The organism is Streptomyces sp. NPDC079020 (genome assembly GCF_044542225.1).
Classification (GTDB): Bacteria; Actinomycetota; Actinomycetes; order Streptomycetales; family Streptomycetaceae; genus Streptomyces.
Genome location: NZ_JBITUB010000008.1, coordinates 376,493 through 392,874, shown reverse-complemented (window position 1 = coordinate 392,874; position 16,382 = coordinate 376,493). Strand labels below are relative to the sequence as shown.

At 70.5% G+C, this 16,382-nt stretch carries 18 protein-coding genes and 1 riboswitch; of the genes, 14 read left to right on the top strand and 4 right to left on the bottom strand.

Annotation, left to right across the window (positions count from 1 at the left end):
- Window positions 1-7: 7 nt before the first annotated feature.
- Window positions 8-670, top strand: a complete 663-nt coding sequence (locus ACIGJO_RS19780; RefSeq protein ID WP_399959642.1) for an RDD family protein — start codon at window positions 8-10, stop codon at window positions 668-670.
- 51 nt (window positions 671-721) lie between these two features.
- Here ACIGJO_RS19780 and ACIGJO_RS19775 read toward each other — a convergent pair whose 3' ends face one another.
- On the bottom strand, window positions 722-1,033 hold the full coding sequence (locus ACIGJO_RS19775; RefSeq protein ID WP_399959640.1) for a hypothetical protein: 312 nt from the start codon (window positions 1,031-1,033) through the stop codon (window positions 722-724).
- Window positions 1,034-1,450: 417 nt separating this feature from the next.
- Between ACIGJO_RS19775 and ACIGJO_RS19770 the strand changes: the two genes are divergently transcribed.
- Together ACIGJO_RS19770 and ACIGJO_RS19765 are read left to right on the top strand one after the other, a co-directional pair.
- Window positions 1,451-3,850 (top strand): immune inhibitor A domain-containing protein, encoded by a 2,400-nt coding sequence (locus ACIGJO_RS19770; RefSeq protein ID WP_399959638.1) that lies wholly within the window; start codon window positions 1,451-1,453, stop codon window positions 3,848-3,850.
- Window positions 3,851-3,974: 124 nt separating this feature from the next.
- Window positions 3,975-4,319: a hypothetical protein gene (locus ACIGJO_RS19765; protein ID WP_399959636.1), complete on the top strand. Its 345-nt coding sequence runs from the start codon at window positions 3,975-3,977 to the stop codon at window positions 4,317-4,319.
- A 23-nt stretch (window positions 4,320-4,342) separates the two neighbouring features.
- Here ACIGJO_RS19765 and ACIGJO_RS19760 read toward each other — a convergent pair whose 3' ends face one another.
- Window positions 4,343-4,939 carry an isochorismatase family protein gene (locus ACIGJO_RS19760; protein ID WP_399959634.1) on the bottom strand — a complete coding sequence of 199 codons (597 nt, stop codon included), beginning with the start codon at window positions 4,937-4,939 and terminating at the stop codon, window positions 4,343-4,345.
- Window positions 4,940-5,181: 242 nt separating this feature from the next.
- On the bottom strand, window positions 5,182-6,510 hold the full coding sequence (locus tag ACIGJO_RS19755) for a nicotinate phosphoribosyltransferase (RefSeq protein WP_399959632.1): 1,329 nt from the start codon (window positions 6,508-6,510) through the stop codon (window positions 5,182-5,184).
- A gap of 89 nt (window positions 6,511-6,599) precedes the next feature.
- Between ACIGJO_RS19755 and clpS the strand changes: the two genes are divergently transcribed.
- The 10 genes from clpS to ACIGJO_RS19705 all read left to right on the top strand — a co-directional run bounded on the left by clpS (window position 6,600) and on the right by ACIGJO_RS19705 (window position 14,625).
- Entirely contained in the window at window positions 6,600-6,908 is a 309-nt protein-coding gene (gene clpS / locus ACIGJO_RS19750) for an ATP-dependent Clp protease adapter ClpS (RefSeq protein ID WP_399959630.1), read from the top strand.
- 108 nt (window positions 6,909-7,016) lie between these two features.
- Complete coding sequence (locus ACIGJO_RS19745) at window positions 7,017-7,601, top strand: DUF2017 domain-containing protein (protein WP_399959628.1); 585 nt, start codon at window positions 7,017-7,019, stop codon at window positions 7,599-7,601.
- Between the two features lie 407 nt (window positions 7,602-8,008).
- Window positions 8,009-9,439: an amino acid permease gene (locus ACIGJO_RS19740; protein ID WP_399959626.1), complete on the top strand. Its 1,431-nt coding sequence runs from the start codon at window positions 8,009-8,011 to the stop codon at window positions 9,437-9,439.
- A 106-nt stretch (window positions 9,440-9,545) separates the two neighbouring features.
- Window positions 9,546-9,968: a Mov34/MPN/PAD-1 family protein gene (locus tag ACIGJO_RS19735; protein WP_399959623.1), complete on the top strand. Its 423-nt coding sequence runs from the start codon at window positions 9,546-9,548 to the stop codon at window positions 9,966-9,968.
- 34 nt (window positions 9,969-10,002) lie between these two features.
- A riboswitch (cobalamin riboswitch) is annotated at window positions 10,003-10,167 on the top strand.
- A 37-nt stretch (window positions 10,168-10,204) separates the two neighbouring features.
- A complete protein-coding gene (locus ACIGJO_RS19730; RefSeq protein WP_399959621.1) occupies window positions 10,205-11,248 on the top strand; it encodes an ABC transporter substrate-binding protein in 1,044 nt (347 codons plus the stop codon).
- Window positions 11,245-12,285 carry a FecCD family ABC transporter permease gene (locus ACIGJO_RS19725; protein ID WP_399959619.1) on the top strand — a complete coding sequence of 347 codons (1,041 nt, stop codon included), beginning with the start codon at window positions 11,245-11,247 and terminating at the stop codon, window positions 12,283-12,285. Before ACIGJO_RS19730 ends, ACIGJO_RS19725 begins: the two co-directional genes overlap by 4 nt.
- A 28-nt stretch (window positions 12,286-12,313) precedes the next feature.
- Window positions 12,314-13,099, top strand: coding sequence for an ABC transporter ATP-binding protein (locus tag ACIGJO_RS19720; RefSeq protein ID WP_399959617.1), 786 nt, complete (start codon window positions 12,314-12,316; stop codon window positions 13,097-13,099).
- Between the two features lie 69 nt (window positions 13,100-13,168).
- Window positions 13,169-13,270 carry a putative leader peptide gene (locus tag ACIGJO_RS19715; protein ID WP_323179689.1) on the top strand — a complete coding sequence of 34 codons (102 nt, stop codon included), beginning with the start codon at window positions 13,169-13,171 and terminating at the stop codon, window positions 13,268-13,270.
- A 126-nt stretch (window positions 13,271-13,396) separates the two neighbouring features.
- Window positions 13,397-13,675, top strand: a complete 279-nt coding sequence (locus tag ACIGJO_RS19710) for a MoaD/ThiS family protein (RefSeq protein ID WP_399959614.1) — start codon at window positions 13,397-13,399, stop codon at window positions 13,673-13,675.
- Window positions 13,675-14,625, top strand: coding sequence for a PLP-dependent cysteine synthase family protein (locus ACIGJO_RS19705; protein ID WP_399959612.1), 951 nt, complete (start codon window positions 13,675-13,677; stop codon window positions 14,623-14,625). Before ACIGJO_RS19710 ends, ACIGJO_RS19705 begins: the two co-directional genes overlap by 1 nt.
- 154 nt (window positions 14,626-14,779) lie before the next feature.
- On the opposite strand, the gene ACIGJO_RS19700 is transcribed toward ACIGJO_RS19705, so the two are convergent.
- On the bottom strand, window positions 14,780-15,313 hold the full coding sequence (locus tag ACIGJO_RS19700; protein WP_399959610.1) for a type II toxin-antitoxin system PemK/MazF family toxin: 534 nt from the start codon (window positions 15,311-15,313) through the stop codon (window positions 14,780-14,782).
- Between the two features lie 213 nt (window positions 15,314-15,526).
- Between ACIGJO_RS19700 and ACIGJO_RS19695 the strand changes: the two genes are divergently transcribed.
- Entirely contained in the window at window positions 15,527-16,279 is a 753-nt protein-coding gene (locus tag ACIGJO_RS19695; RefSeq protein WP_399959608.1) for an MBL fold metallo-hydrolase, read from the top strand.
- Window positions 16,280-16,382: the final 103 nt, after the last annotated feature.

Genomic DNA, 16,382 nt, shown 5'->3' with positions numbered 1-16,382 from the left:
TGCCCCCATGAGTAACGACCAGCCGACGCCCGGCCAGCCGCCCGAGGACGACGATCCGTTCCTCAAGAAGCCGCAGGAGCCCCCGCCGCCGTCAGCGGGTTCGCCGTACGGCAGCCCTCCTCCGCCGCCTCCTCCGCCGCCGTACGAACCGGGGGGCTACGGCGGATACGGCGGGGCGGATCCGCTGGCCGGGATGCCGCCGCTGGCCCAGCCGGGCAAGCGGATCGTGGCGCGGCTGATCGACTTCCTCATCGTCTCCATTCCGCTGTATCTGATCTCGCTGCCCTGGGGCGGCGCGATCGACGTCACGTCGGACAACGGAAACGACGGATTCGGCGACGCCGTCGGCAACTCGTACAGCGGGCATCAGCTGGTGTGGTCGCTGATCGGGCTGGTGGTCTATGTCGCGTACGACACGTACTTCACCCACAAGGACGGCCGGACCATCGGCAAGCGGCTGCTGAAGCTGCGCGTCGCGATGCTCAACGACGGGCGGGTGCCGGACATCAACCCGTCGCTGATGCGGGCCGTGGTGCTGTGGCTTCCGGCACTGCTGTGCTGCCCGTGTCTGTGGTGGCTGATCAACATCGTGCTGATGTTCACCGACAAGCCCTATCGGCAGGGGCTCCAGGACAAGGCGGCGAAGACCGTTGTGGTCAGCGTCCCGTAGCGCGGCGCGGCAGCCGACGGGCGCCGGGGGCATCCGGGTGTACGGGGTTGCTCAGCGGCGCAGGGAGTGTTCCCCCGCGTGCTCACCGGCATGGGCCGCGGGTATCGCCGTTCCGATGTCGTCCGGGGCCTGCCGCGTGCGGGCCGCGTCCTGTCCTTCCGCCGGCCGGTTCCCGCGCACGGTTTTCACGTGCTTGGGCGCGGGTACGGTCATGGCCACCAGCAGACCGAGCACGAGTGCCGCGGCGCAGGCGAAGGCCATACCGAAGCCCGACTCCGTCCGGGACAGCAGCAGGATGGCGAGGCTGGAGAGGATGACGGTGGCCGAACCGTAGGCGAACTGTGCGGCAGTCGGACGCGGCATGGCGGTATCCGTCCTCGGGACATCGGATGGGACAGTCTCTGCAGCGGAATCGCTCGGCGCGGTCGAAGGGTGGAGCGGTCGAACGGTCGCGTCGACACACGGTCAAACGACTCTACGACGGTGGATGCCCGAGCCGGGCCGGTGGTAAGCACGGCCTAACCCACGGTGTCGGTGCACGGGGGGCGCACGGAGTCACGGAACGCCCCAACCAGCCGTGACCACGCGCCTGTTGGCCTGAGGGAGACGTCCGGATACCGGAAGGCCGCTCCCGCATAGTGCACTTGGTATGTGCAAGTCAAGGTCTGTCTTTTCTTTCATAACTCCGATCAAATGTCGTCACTTGTGACGCGTTGAACGCGCGCGGCCCTTCACCACCCCCCTGGCCGCGATCGCGGACGCCGGGGAGGACTGCATCAAGTGACCACTAAGAGACGGGCGCTCCGCGCCACCGCTGTTGTCGTGGCCATGGCCGCGACCGCCGCGACAGCGTCGGCATTCGCCACCGCTCAGGCAGACGACAAATCGTCGGGCTCGGGCGCGTCCATCGTCGACCGCCGTGACCCGGCACCGGAGAAGGGCCAGGAACACAACCTGGAAGGCCCCTTCAGCGAGCAGCAGGACGCCCAGCGCCAGGCTGCACTGGAGCAGGTTCTCTCCGGCGACAAGAAGGTTTCGACCCGCGGCGGCTCCAAGGTCGTCAGGCTCGACGACAAGAAGTACGTCGAGCTCGGCCGGGAGAAGACCGACAAGATCTTCACCATCCTGGTGGAGTTCGGCGACAAGGTCGACGACACGACCATGTTCGACCCGGACGGCGACGGCCCCAAGCCGCCCGTCAAGAAGTTCGGCGGCACGCCCGGACCGGCGCACAACAAGATCGCCGAGCCGGACCCCAAGAAGGACAACAGCACCGCCTGGAAGGCCGACTACAACCAGAAGCACTTCCAGGACCTCTACTTCGGTGAGGGCGAGGGTGTCGACTCGCTCAAGACCTACTACGAGAAGACGTCCTCCGGGCGCTACTCGGTCGACGGTGAGGTCTCGGACTGGGTGAAGGTCCAGTACAACGAGGCCCGCTACGGCTCCAACTACTGCGGTTCGACCAACTGCGCCAGCGTCTGGGACGCCGTCCGCGACGGTGTCAACGCCTGGGTCGCCGACCAGAAGGCCAAGGGCCGCACCCTGGAGCAGATCAAGGCCGACCTGGCTCAGTACGACCAGTGGGACCGTTACGACTTCGACGGTGACGGCAACTTCAACGAGCCCGACGGCTACATCGACCACTTCCAGCTGGTCCACGCGGGTGAGGACGAGTCCGCGGGCGGCGGCGCCGAGGGCACCAACGCCATCTGGGCGCACCGCTGGTACGCGTACGGCACCAACGCCGGTCTGACGGGCCCCGCGAACAACAAGGCCGGTGGCGCCCAGATCGGTGACACGGGCATCTGGGTCGGTGACTACACCGCGCAGCCCGAGAACGGCGGCCTGGGCGTCTTCGCCCACGAGTACGCCCACGACCTCGGTCTGCCGGACCTGTACGACACCTCCGGCGGCGGCGAGAACTCGGTCGGCTTCTGGTCCCTGATGTCGGCGGGCTCCTGGCTCGGCACCGGCACGGGCGAGATCGGCAACCTCCCGGGCGACATGACCGCGTGGGACAAGCTGCAGCTGGGCTGGCTCGACTACGACAAGGCCAAGGCCGCCACGAAGTCGACCCACAAGCTGGGCGTCGCGGAGTACAACACCAAGAACAAGCAGGCGCTCGTCGTCGAGCTGCCCGAGAAGGCCGTCACCACGACTGTCACCAAGCCCGCCGAGGGCTCGAAGCAGTGGTGGAGCGACATGGGTGACGACCTGTCGAACACCCTGACCCGCTCGGTCGACCTGACCGGCAAGTCCGCCGCGTCGCTGGACCTTTCGGGCTGGTACGACATCGAGGCCGACTACGACTACCTCTACACCGAGGTGTCGGAGAACGGCGGCTCCAGCTGGACCGCGCTCGACGGCACGGCCGACGGCAAGGCGCTCCCGCGCGACGCCAGTGACAAGCCGGCCCTGACCGGTGTCTCCGGCGCCGTCAAGAAGCTCTCCTTCCCGCTGAACGCCTACGCCGGCAAGAAGATCGACCTCCGCTTCCGCTACCAGACGGACGGCGGCGCGGGCGGCAAGGGCTTCACGGCCGACGCCCTCACGATCACCGCCGACGGTGCCGCGATCCTCACGGACAACGCCGAGGGCGACGACAACGGCTGGACCGCCAAGGGCTTCTCGCGGATCGGTGAGTCGTTCACCAGCGACTACCCGCAGTACTACATCGCCGAGAACCGTCAGTACGTGTCGTACGACAAGACCCTCAAGGTCGGCCCGTACAACTTCGGCTTCTCGCAGAGCCGTCCGGACTGGGTGGAGCACTACGCCTACCAGAACGGTCTGATGGTGTGGCTCTGGGACACCTCCCAGAAGGACAACAACACCTCCGCCCACCCGGGCCAGGGTCTGATCCTGCCGGTCGACTCGCACGCCAAGCCGCTGAAGTGGAAGGACGGCTCGGTTCTGCGCAACAAGATCCAGCCGTTCGACGCGCCGTTCAGCTGGTGGCCGAACCAGGGCTTCACCCTGCACAACGCCGACGTGCCGCTGAAGATCAAGCCGTCGCTGGGCGTCCCGGTCTTCGACGACCGCAAGGGCACGTACTGGTACGAGGAGAACCCGACAGGCAGCGTCAAGGTTTCTGACACCAACACCCGGATCTCGATCGTCAACGAGCCGCTCAGCGGCTCGACGATCACCGTGAAGGTTGGTCCGTCGACCAAGTAATTCAGTAAAACCGCAGGTCAAAGCATGATCGGCCGTCGCCCTCTAGCGGGCGGCGGCCGATCGTGTTTAGGTGCCTCTTGTTCTTATCCTTATTGACACGACGTCTCACGGGGGAGCACGGAGCATGGCAGGCGGAGGTTTCTGCAGGTTGCCGAACGGCACGGTGGTGGTGGCACTCGCCCTGACCCGGCCGGCGGACGGGGCCGGGCCCGGAGCCCCGGTACGGGTGCTGGTGCACGCGGCCAACCGGGCGCGGGCCCTGACCCGGCTGCGCAACCTGGGGCTGCGCGCGGTCTATCTCCGCGGCAACGCCCAGCCGCCCACGCCGGACGAGATAACGGCCGTGCTGCACCACCCGGACGGCCTGCTGTGGCGGGCGGCGCCCCAGGCGGCCCAGGAACTCTGGCACCCGATCCGGGCGCTGCTGGGGCCCACCGGCTATGCGGGCCCGGCTCGCCCGGCGGCGTAGGGCCCGCGGGCCCGCGGAGCGCCCTACAGGGGGCCGGCGACGACCGGCTTGCCGGTGAGTTCCACGCCCGCGCCGCGGAGCTCCTCCAGCGCCCGCTGCGTGGTCGCGCCGGCGACCCCGGCGGTCAGGTCCAGCAGTACGTGGGTGGCGAAGCCCTCGCGGGCGGCGTCCAGGGCGGTGGCCCGGACACAGTGGTCGGTCGCGATGCCGACCACGTCGACCTCGGTGACGGAGCGGTCGCGCAGCCACTGGGCGAGCCCGACCCCGTTCTCGTCGAGCCCCTCGAAGCCGCTGTACGCCGCGGCGTACGCCCCCTTGTCGAACACGCTGTCGATGGCACCGGAGGCGACCGCGGGGGCGAAGTTCGGGTGGAAGCCCACGCCCTCCGTTCCGGCCACGCAGTGCACCGGCCAGGAGTGCTCGAAGTCGGGCTGGGCCGAGAAGTGGTCGCCCGGGTCGATGTGGTGGTCCCGGGTGGCCACCACATGGCGGTAGCCGGCCTGGGCCTCGCCGATCAGGTCGGTGATGGCGGCGGCGACATCGGCGCCGCCCGCCACCGCGAGGCTGCCGCCCTCACAGAAGTCGTTCTGAACGTCCACGACGATCAAGGCGCGGTGCATGGCGGGTGTCCTTAGGTGGGGAGAGGCGGCGTGCCGGGCGCGAGCGGGGCTTCGGGGCCGGGGTGTGAACCGGGCTGGAGGGCAGCGGGGAAGGGAGCGGGCCGGGGGCGGGAACGAGCGGGACAGGATGCCATCGAGCGTAGAGACTCGGACGGCACAATCAAGCCCGTCCGGCAATCCCGGCCCCTCGGGCCGTTGCCCCGCCCCGGCCGCCTCACACCTGCCGGCCCGCGCCCGCCGGGTCAGATGTACTCGGTCGGGATCACCGGCTCGCCCCGCGACAGCTGGATCGCCGACATCGGCAGCCCCTTCCGCGCGGCCACATGCCGCTCGCGGGCGGCCTCCAGGGGCTCGCGGGCGACCACCTCGCCGCCCCGCACCAGCTCCACCAGCAGCTGCCGCCCGGCCAGCTCCTCGGGCACCGGACCGGTGCCGATCACCTCGGCCTCGGCCACCCCGTGCTCGTCCAGCCGGCGCGCGGCCCACTTGCGTCCGCCCACCGACGACTTCGCGCCGAGCGACTTCTTCGCGACCGGCCGCATCGTTTCGCCGGGGTCGGCGGAGGCGGCGCGGGCGACCAGCTTGTAGACCATGGAGCAGGTCGGCTGTCCGCTCCCGGTGACCAGCTGCGTGCCCACGCCGTAGGCGTCGACCGGAGCCGCGGCCAGCGAGGCGATGGCGTACTCGTCCAGGTCCGAGGTCACCACGATCTTCGTCGCGGTGGCGCCCAGCTCGTCCAGCTGCTGGCGTACCCGGTGCGCGACCAGCAGGAGATCGCCGGAGTCGATCCGGACCGCGCCGAGCTCGGGCCCGGCGATCTCGACCGCCGTACGGACCGCCTCGGTCACGTCGTACGTGTCGACCAGCAGTGTCGTGTTGCGGCCGAGCGAGTCCACCTGCGCCTGGAACGCGTCGCGCTCGCTGTCGTGCAGCAGGGTGAACGCGTGGGCGCTGGTCCCGACGGTCGGGATGCCGTAGCGGAAGCCCGCCGCCAGGTCGGAGGTGGTGTCGAAGCCGCCGACGTACGCGGCGCGCGCCGAGGCGACGGCCGACAGTTCGTGCGTGCGGCGGGCGCCCATCTCGATCAGCCCGCGGCCGCCCGCCGCGGCCGACATCCGGGAGGCCGCCGCGGCGATCGCCGAGTCGTGGTTGAGGACCGACAGGATCACGGTCTCCAGCAGCACGCACTCGGCGAAGGAGCCCTCCACCCGCAGGATCGGCGAGCCGGGGAAGTACACCTCGCCCTCCGGGTAGCCCCAGATGTCGCCGCTGAAGCGGTAACCGGCCAGCCATTCGAGCGTGGGCTCGTCGACGACGCGCTGCTGGCGCAGGAAGCCGATCATCTCGTCGTCGAAGTGGAAGTTCTCCACGGCGTCGAGCACCCGCCCGGTGCCCGCCACGACGCCGTAGCGCCGCCCCTCCGGCAGCCGCCGGGTGAAGGCCTCGAAAACCGAGCGCCGGTCCGCGGTGCCGGCCTTCAGGGCGGCCTGCACCATGGTCAGCTCGTACTGGTCGGTGAAGAGTGCGGTCGACGGCACACCGACCCGTCGCCCAAGGTCCGCTGAGTTCATGGCTGGGATGCTACCCCCTATTTCGTCAAAGTGACGAGATGTGGGGTCCGTTTGTGCGATGACCCCTTCCGGGTGGCAGCATGGGGTAGGTGAGCGTTGCTGCCCCCGTAGAGATCGAACGTCCAGAGTCGGCCGAAGAGACCGTCGCGGTCCCCGAGCCGGACGTCCCCTGGGTGACGCTGGTGCACAACGACCCGGTCAACCTCATGAGCTATGTGGCCTATGTCTTCCAGGCCTACTTCGGCTACTCGAAGGACAAGGCCCACAAGCTCATGCTCGATGTGCACCAGAAGGGCCGCGCGGTCGTCTCCAGCGGAAGCCGCGAGGAGATGGAGCGCGATGTCCAGGCCATGCACGGCTACGGCCTCTGGGCCACCCTGACCCAGGACCGCAACTAGGGCGGCGGCCGCGCCGGCGGGACGGGGCCGCGCGCCGGCCCCGCCCCACGCGCCCGTCATCCGCCGCTGTCCCGCCCCTGCCCCGCACGACCCACCATCGGAGAATCCATGGCCGGCCATTTCGAGGCCACCCCCGGCGGCGGCGCGTCCGTCGCGCTCGACGAGGTCGAGGTCTCCATCCTGCGCTCCCTCGCCGTCCAGCTGCTGGAGCTGATCGGTCCGGGCGACGAGCCCGCCGAGGGCGAGGACCCGCTCGCCGCGCTCTTCGCCGAGGGTCCGAGCGAACCGCCCGCCGACCCGGCCCTGGCCCGGCTCTTCCCCGAGGCGTACGGGAACGAGGACAAGGAGCTGCGCGAGGCGTCCGCCGAGTTCCGCCGCTACACCGAGAACGACCTGCGCACCCGCAAGCGCGAGGACGCCGTCGCCGTCGTACGCACCCTGGACGGGCTCTCACCCGTGGGGGAGGGCGGTGCCGTGCTCACGCTCACCGCCGACGAGTGCCGCAACTGGCTCGGCGCCCTGAACGACCTGCGGCTCACCATCGGCACCCGGCTGGAGGTGTCCGACGAGGACGAGGGGCAGGAGGGTTCGCTCTACCGCCTCTCCGACAGCGACCCGCGCAAGCCGATGGTGATGGCCTATCTCTGGCTGGGCGCGCTCCAGGAGACGCTCGTCGAGACGCTGATGCCGTAATCCGGACGCGAAGGGCCGTCCTGCGGAGCTGTCCCGCGGGGCGGCCCTTCGGCGCGTCCCGCGGGGCATCCTGCCGCGCTTCCTGCCGTGAGTCCTGCCGTGTGTTCTGCGGGGCGCTCGCTCAGCGGACGCTCAAATCGGAATAACGATCACGTCACCCGAACAGTCGACTTTGCAGCGGCTGGAAACTCTTGTCCGCTTTTTCCTGTGGTGTGCGCCACACAATGTCCCGTGGGTCGCCCGGGAGCCCGTGATAAATCTTCACGACCACCCGGGGACGCCATCCCTGTTCCCGGGGGCGCTACAAGTCGGCCGAACGCCGACGGCACTCCATCCATATCCGGGGGGATCAGGAACTGATCCGTCGCCTGTGAAGGCGCGGATCGGCGTGGAGAAAGGCGCACCACATGACATCGGCACAGGTCGACAAGGGGCACGCAGGCGACGATGCCGAGGGTGCCGGAAACAGCGGCGAGGGATACCGGCGCGGCCTGGGTGCCCGCCAGATCCAGATGATCGCCATCGGCGGAGCCATCGGCACCGGGCTTTTCCTCGGTGCGGGCAAAGCCATCGACCGGGCCGGTCCCAGCCTCATCCTGGCCTACGCGATCGCGGGCCTGGTCATCTTCTTCATCATGCGGGCCCTGGGCGAACTCCTCATGTACCGCCCGGTCTCCGGCTCCTTCTCGGAGTACGCGCGGGAATTCCTCGGCCCGTTCTTCGGGTTCGTGACCGGATGGACGTACTGGCTCTTCTGGGTCTTCACCGGAATCACCGAAGTCACCGCCGCCGCCACCTATATGACGTACTGGTGGAACATTCCGCAGTGGCTGTCGGCACTCGTCTTCACCTTCATTCTGTACGGCGCCAACCTCATCTCCGTGAAGCTCTTCGGTGAGCTGGAGTTCTGGTTCTCGATGGTCAAGGTCACCGCGATCATCGGCATGATCCTGATCTGCGCCGGAGTCCTCACGATCGGCTTCTCCGACGCCGCCGACAACGCGACCGTCGCCAATCTCTGGAACGACGGCGGATTCTTCCCCTCGGGCATCACCGGCACGCTGATGACCCTCCAGATCGTGATGTTCGCCTTCCTCGCCGTCGAACTCGTCGGCGTCACCGCGGGCGAGTCCAAGGACCCCACGACCGTCCTGCCCAAGGCCATCAACACCGTGCCGTGGCGCATCGCCGTCTTCTACGTCGGCGCGCTGATCATGATCCTCTCGGTGGTGCCGTGGAGCACGTTCAAGCCGGGCGTCTCGCCGTTCGTGAAGACCTTCGAGGAGATGGGCCTCGTGGCGGGGGCGGCGATCGTCAACTTCGTCGTCCTGACCGCGGCGCTCTCCTCCTGCAACTCCGGGATGTACTCCACCGGCCGCATGCTGCGTGACCTGGCGCTCAACGGGCAGGGCCCGAAGGCCTTCACCAGGCTGACGAGGAACGGCCTGCCGTTCGCCGGCACCACGTTCTCGGCCGCGCTGATGCTCGTCGGCGTCTGGATCAACTACCAGTGGCCGAGCGAGGCGTTCAACTACGTCGTCTCCTTCGCGACCATCTCCGGCATGTGGGCCTGGGTCATGATCCTGCTCTGCCAGCTCCGCTTCCGCGCGCTGGCCGACCGGGGGGTGCTCCCGCAGTCCGCCTTCAAGGCGCCCGGAGCCCCGTACACCAGCGTCTTCGCGCTCGGCTTCATCGGCATGGTCGTCGTGATGATGGCCATCGACAAGGACGCCCGGGTCTCGCTGTACTGCGCACCGGTCTGGGCCCTGATCCTCGGCGTCTCGTATCTGGTGCTCAAGGCCCGCAACCCCGGCAACACGGCGTTCATCAAGAGCTGACACCCGCGGCCGCCCGAGCCGGAGCGTCCGGCATGCGGACCCGCCCGTACCACTCCCCGGTACGGGCGGGTCCGTTGCCCGGGAGGCCGGTCCTATCCTGGGCGCCATGCTGACCATCACCAAGGAGCTCCACGACCGGATCGTGGCCCACTCCCGCGCGGACCACCCCGACGAGGCGTGCGGAGTCGTCGCGGGACCGGCCGGAACGGGACGGCCCGAACGTTTCATCCCCATGCTCAACGCCGCCCGCTCGCCCACGTTCTACGAGTTCGACTCGGCCGACCTCCTCAAGCTCTACCGCGACCTGGACGACCGCGACGAGGAGCCCGTGATCATCTACCACTCGCACACGGCGACCGAGGCCTACCCCTCCCGCACCGATGTGACGTACGCCAACGAACCCGGCGCCCACTACGTCCTCGTCTCCACCGCGGACACCGACGACGCGGGCCCCTTCCAGTTCCGCTCGTTCCGCATCGTGGACGGCGAGATCACCGAAGAGGACGTCAAGGTCGTCGACGCCTGCTGAAGGACGCCCGAGGGGACACCCGCCGAGGGTCGCCCCGCCTGCGTCGCGATCAGGTCTGGCACACTGCACCCAGACCCAAGGGGCGGCAGGAACCAGGAAGCCGGTGCAAGTCCGGCACGGTCCCGCCACTGTGACCGAACCCCGTCCACCAGGACCGGGGCTCGGCAGTCAGGAACTGGCCTGCCGCCTTCTCGCACCGACCAGGGGACGCGGAAATCCCCCGGAGAGGCCCTGCCATGTCCCGGCGCACCCCCGCGCTCATAGCCGCCGCCGTGCTGCTCCCGCTCGCCCTCACCGCCTGCTCCGCCACGGACGCCGACAACGGCTCCGCGGGCTCGGCCGAGGCCACCGGACCCTCCGCCGAGGGCTTCCCGTACACCGTCACGAACTGCGGTGTCACCACGACGTACAAGGCGCCGCCGAAGCGTGCCGTCACCATGAACCAGCACGTCACCGAAGTGATGCTGGAACTGGGGCTCGCCAAGTCCATGGTCGGCACCGCCTACCTCGACGACAAGGTCCTGCCGGAGTACGAGGACCGGTACGAGGCCATCCCGGTCCTGGCCGGGGAGTACCCCTCGTACGAGAAGCTGCTCGCCGCCGACCCCGACTTCGTCTACGGCGGCTACTCCACCGCGTTCACCGCGGGCGACGGCCGCAGCCGCGAGGCGCTGAAGAAGTCCGGCATCGACACCCGGCTCAACACCGAGTACTGCGCCAGGGACGCGACCGCGATGGAGACCCTCTACCAGGAGGTCCGCGAGGTCGGCCGCACCTTCGGCGTCGTTGCGCGCGCCGACGCGTGGATCGAGGAGGCGAAGGCCGCCAACGCCGCCGCGGCCGAGCGGCTCAAGTCCGCCCGGCCGGTCTCCGTCTTCGTCTACGACAGCGGCGACAAGACCGCGTTCACCGCGGGCGGCAAGGGCATCGGCAACGAGCTGATCACCCGGGCCGGCGGCCGCAATGTCTTCGCCGACCTCGACAAGCCGTTCGGCGACGCCTCGTGGGAGAACGTCGTCGCACGCAAGCCCGACGTCATCGTCATCTACGACTACGGCTCCACCACCGTCGCCCAGAAGAAGAAGCGCCTCCTGGAGGACCCGGCACTCGCCGACGTCCCCGCGATCAGGAACAAGCGCTTCGCCGTCCTCCCGCTCTCCGACGCGGTGCTCGGCGTGCGCGCCCCCGCGGCGGTCGGCAAGCTCGCCGCCCAGCTGCACCCGGAGATACCCGGGGACTCACCCACGAAGGAAGCCACGGACCCGGCCACCGCACCGTGAGCTGCCGCACCCCAGCCGCGCCGCGCCGGCTGCGCTGCGCCCTGGTCCTCGGCGCCCTCGCCGTCGTCCTCGGGGCCGCCGTCCTCGCCGCGCTCGCCCTCGGCTCCGTCCGCATCCCGCCCGGCCAGGTCCTGGACATCCTGACCGGGCGGGCCGGCCCGAGCCCGTTCCGTACGATCGTCCTCGACGTCCGGCTGCCCCGGGTCCTGCTCGGCGTCGTCGTCGGCGCCGGACTCGCCGTGGTCGGCACCGTCCTCCAGGCGCTCGTGCGCAATCCGCTCGCCGACCCGTTCCTCCTGGGCGTCTCCTCCGGAGCCTCCACCGGAGCGGTCCTCGTGATCGTCCTCGGCGTCGGCGCGGGCCTCGCCACCACCGTCACCATCCCGGCCGCCGCCTTCGCGGGCGCGCTCGCCTCACTCCTGCTCGTCTACACCCTGGCCCGCGGCGGATCCGGCCTCACCACCAACCGGCTCGTGCTGGCCGGAGTCGCCGTCTCCTACATCCTCTCCGCCCTCACCAGCCTCATCCTGGTCACCTCCGCCCGCGCCGACCACCTCCAGGAAGTCCTCTACTGGACCCTCGGCGGGCTCGGCGCCGCGCGCTGGGACATGCTCGCGCTCCCCTCGGCCGTCCTCGTCGCGGGTACGGCGCTGCTCCTCACCCTCGCCCGTCCGCTCGACCTGCTGCTCGTCGGCGAGGAGGGTGCCACCGTCCTCGGGCTCGACACCGCACGCTTCCGGGCCGGTGTCTTCGTCCTCGCCTCCCTGCTCACCGGCGCCCTCGTCGCCTACAGCGGGGCGATCGGATTCGTCGGCCTGATGGTGCCGCACATGGCCCGGATGGCCGTCGGCGCGGGCCATCGGGCCCTGCTCCCGGTCGCCGCGCTGGGCGGCGCGGTCTTCCTGGTCCTGGCCGATCTGGCCGCGCGCACGGTCGCCGCTCCCCAGGACATCCCGGTCGGCGTCCTCACCGCCCTGACCGGCGGCCCGTTCTTCCTCTGGATGCTCCGCCGCCGCCCCGAAGGAGCCCCGGCATGACCGGCCTTCGCCCCGAAGGAGTTCCCGCATGACCAGTCTGCGTACCGAAGGCCTCTCGTACGGGACCGGCGGCCGGCACCTCGTGGACTCCGTCGACCTGACCGCCGCCGACGGTGAGACGGTCGGCCTCGTCGGCCCCAACGGCAGCGGCAAGACCACCCTGCTGCGCTGTGTGTACGGAACCCTGCGCCCCACCCACGGCCGGGTCCTGCTCGACGGCGACGACCTCGCCCGCCTCCCCGTCAAGGCCCGCGCCCGGCGGATCGCCACCGTCCCGCAGGACGGCCAGGCCGGTTTCGAACTGACCGTCGCGCAGGTCGTCGCCATGGGCCGGGCCCCGCACAAACGCTTCTGGGAGGCGGACACCGCCGCCGACACCGAACTGGCGGCCGCGGCCCTCGACCGGGTCGGCATCGGCGCACTCGCGTCCCGTGCGTTCGCCTCCCTCTCCGGCGGCGAGCGCCAGCGCGCGCTGGTCGCCCGGACGCTCGTCCAGGAGCCGTCCCTCATCGTCCTGGACGAACCCACCAACCATCTGGACATCCGCTACCAGCTGGAGATCCTCTCGCTGGTCCGCGGACTCGGCACGACGAACCTCCTGGCCCTGCACGACCTGAACCTCGCCGCGTACTACTGCGACCGCCTCTACGTCCTGCGGGCCGGCCGGGTCGTCGCCTCGGGCACCCCCGCCGAGGTCCTCACCCCGGACCTGCTGGCCGACGTCTACGGAGTGACCGCGGAGGTCACCACCCACCCCACGACGGGCGCCCCGACCGTCGTCTACCTCCCGGGCGAGGGCACCCGTTCCGCATAGTGAACGTCTGTCATCCACCATGCGAGATCACACTCCGGATTTCCGGCCGGGAATCGATACGATGACCGCATGGTTCCCCATGACGTGAGCATCAAGACGCCGGGCACGCTGCTCGTCGCGCGGCTGCACGTCGACCTGTGCAGGCTTTCCAGCGCGATCTGTCCCGGCTGACGCCTGCCCGTGAGCCGCACGGCCTGAGCCGCGGTCCGAGCGCCACCCACACGCCCCACCCCCCCAGCGCGGGGGCGGAAACGCGCGCCCCACGCCACTTCCCCGCATCCGACAGGAGCCCACGCCATGGCCATCGAGGTCCGCATTCCGACCATCCTCCGCACCTACACCGACGGCGCCAAGGCGGTCGAAGGCAGCGGGGCGACGCTCGCCGACCTCTTCGTCGACCTGGACAGCCGCCACCAGGGCATCCGCGAGCGTGTCGTCGACGGGGGCGAGCTCCGCCGCTTCGTGAACGTCTACCTCAACGACGAGGACGTCCGCTTCCTCGACGGCATCGACACCAAGCTGAGCGACGGCGACAGCGTCACGATCCTCCCGGCCGTCGCCGGTGGCATGCGCTGATGCGTTACGACTCCCCGCTGGCAGCCGTGGGCAACACACCCCTGGTGCGTCTGCCCCGGCTGTCCCCGTCCGCGGACGTCCGTATCTGGGCCAAGCTGGAGGACCGCAACCCCACCGGCTCGGTCAAGGACCGCCCCGCGCTCCACATGGTCGAACAGGCCGAGCGGGACGGCCGTCTGACACCCGGCTGCACGATCCTGGAGCCGACCAGCGGCAACACCGGCATCTCGCTCGCCATGGCGGCCAAGCTCAAGGGCTACCGCATCGTGTGCGTCATGCCGGAGAACACCTCGCAGGAGCGGCGCGACCTGCTCGCCATGTGGGGCGCCGAGATCGTCTCCTCCCCGGCCGCGGGCGGCTCCAACACGGCCGTCCGCGTCGCCAAGGAGCTGTCGGCCGAGCACCCCGACTGGGTCATGCTCTACCAGTACGGCAACCCGGACAACGCGGGCGCCCACTACGCCACCACCGGCCCGGAGATCCTCAGCGACCTCCCGACCGTCACGCACTTCGTCGCGGGCCTGGGCACCACCGGCACCCTCATGGGCGTGGGCCGCTACCTCCGCGAGAAGAAGCCGGACGTCCGGATCGTCGCCGCCGAACCCCGGTACGACGACATCGTCTACGGCCTCCGCAACCTCGACGAGGGCTTCGTCCCCGAGCTGTACGACGCCTCGGTGCTGACCACCCGCTTCTCGGTCGGCTCGGCCGACGCGGTCGCCCGTACCCGCGAACTCCTCCAGCAGGAAGGCATCTTCGCGGGCGTCTCCACGGGCGCCGCGCTCCACGCGGCGATTGGTGTCGGCAACAAGGCGGTCAAGGCGGGGGAGAGCGCGGACATCGTGTTCGTCGTCGCGGACGGCGGCTGGAAGTATCTGTCCACGGGCGTCTACACCGCGCCCACCACGGAAGCCGCCATCGAAACGCTGCACGGCCAGCTCTGGGCCTGAGGGGCCCGGCCCCTGCGGCGGCCGAGGGCAGCCGGTCCGGAGATTCCGGCCTCTCCGGCGTTCGAGCAGCGGGGGTCCCGGGGCCGAGCACCCGGTTCCGGGAAGGGCGGGCAGGGGAGGGGCCCGCCGGGGGCGCCCCCGGTGGGCCCGCCCGTCACCCCAGCCCCCGTACCCGCTCCCACACCCGCGGGTCCACGCCGCCCACCCGCCGCCGGAATCCCCGTACCGCCACTTCCCGCAGCTCGTCCGTCTCCAGGAAGCTCGTCCGTCCCCGCGGGTCGCCCACCGTCCCGGGCGGCAGCGCGATCACCCCGGGCCGTTCCTCGTGATGCTTGCTGGTGATCTTGGCGACGACCGCCCGTTCACCCCGGACCGAGAGCACCAGGCACGGCCGGTCCTTCGACCCCGGCCCGTCCTCGAACGGCACGTCGGCCCACCAGATCTCGCCCGGCCGCGGTGTCCGGCCGCCCCCACCGCCCGTTCCGCGCCCCGGCGCCGAGGGCTTCCCCGGCGGCCGTGTCCGCCCGCCGGGCCGCTGTGCCCCGCGGCCCCCGCCGGCCCCGGCGCGTTCCCTGCCCGCACCGCGCCCGCCCGGCCGCCGGCCCGACCGGCCCCGCCCGTCCACCACCGCGGCGACGAGTGCGAGCAGGACCACGGCGGCCAGTGCCACCCACAGGGACGTGTTCATCCCCCGACCGTACCGGCGCCCCTACGGGCCCACCGGGCCGCGGTCCCCGGCGGCCTTCCATCGAACCGGTGACAGAGCAGGTGAGTTCCCCCACAACGGCAGGCCGCAGAGGAGCGACCAGCGGTTTCGCACCTTACGCTCGACGAACCGCTCAAATGAACCGCACGACCGCACGAACCCTCCCCGTTCCCACGTCTCGGAGGTTCACGTTCCATGAAGCTCACCGTCGTCGGCTGCTCCGGCTCCTTCCCGTCCGCGGGTTCGGCATGCTCCAGCTACCTCGTAGAGGCCGACGGCTTCCGGCTGCTCCTCGACATGGGCAACGGAGCCCTCGGCGAGCTGCAGCGCCACGTCGGCCTCTACGACCTCGACGCGATCTTTCTCAGCCATCTGCATGCCGATCACTGCATCGACATGTGCGCCTATTTCGTCGTGCGCTACTACCGGCACGACGGCGGGCGCCCCGTCCCGCTCCCGGTCTACGGCCCCGACGGCACCGAGCAGCGGCTGACCACCGCGCACGGCGACACCCCGTCCGACGGGGCGATGGGCGAGGTGTTCGACTTCCACACGCTCAAGTCGGGTTCGTTCGAGATCGGCCCGTTCTCGGTGCGTACGGAGAAGGTCTGCCACCCCGTCGAGACCTTCGGCATCCGCGTCGAACACGGCGGCCGCACCCTCACCTACTCCGGCGACACGGGGACCTGCGAGGCCCTGGACGAACTCGCCGAGGGCGCGGACCTGTTCCTCTGCGAAGCCTCGTTCGCGCACGGCAAGGAGGACATCCCGGACCTCCACCTCAACGGCCGGGAGGCCGGTGAGTGCGCCGCCCGCGCCGGGGCGGGACGCCTCGTCCTCACGCACATCCCGCCGTGGACCGACGCCGCCCGCAACGTCGCCGACGCCCGCGCGGTCTACCGAGGCCCGGTGGCGGTGGCCGCCCCCGGCGCGGTGTACGAGATCTGAGAGCGGCGGGGCACACCGGCCCGCGGGCCCCCGCCCTCCCCACGGACGGCGCGAAGCCCCCGTCCTCCGTGGGGAGGGCGGGGGCTTCGGTGCCGGGCGGCGG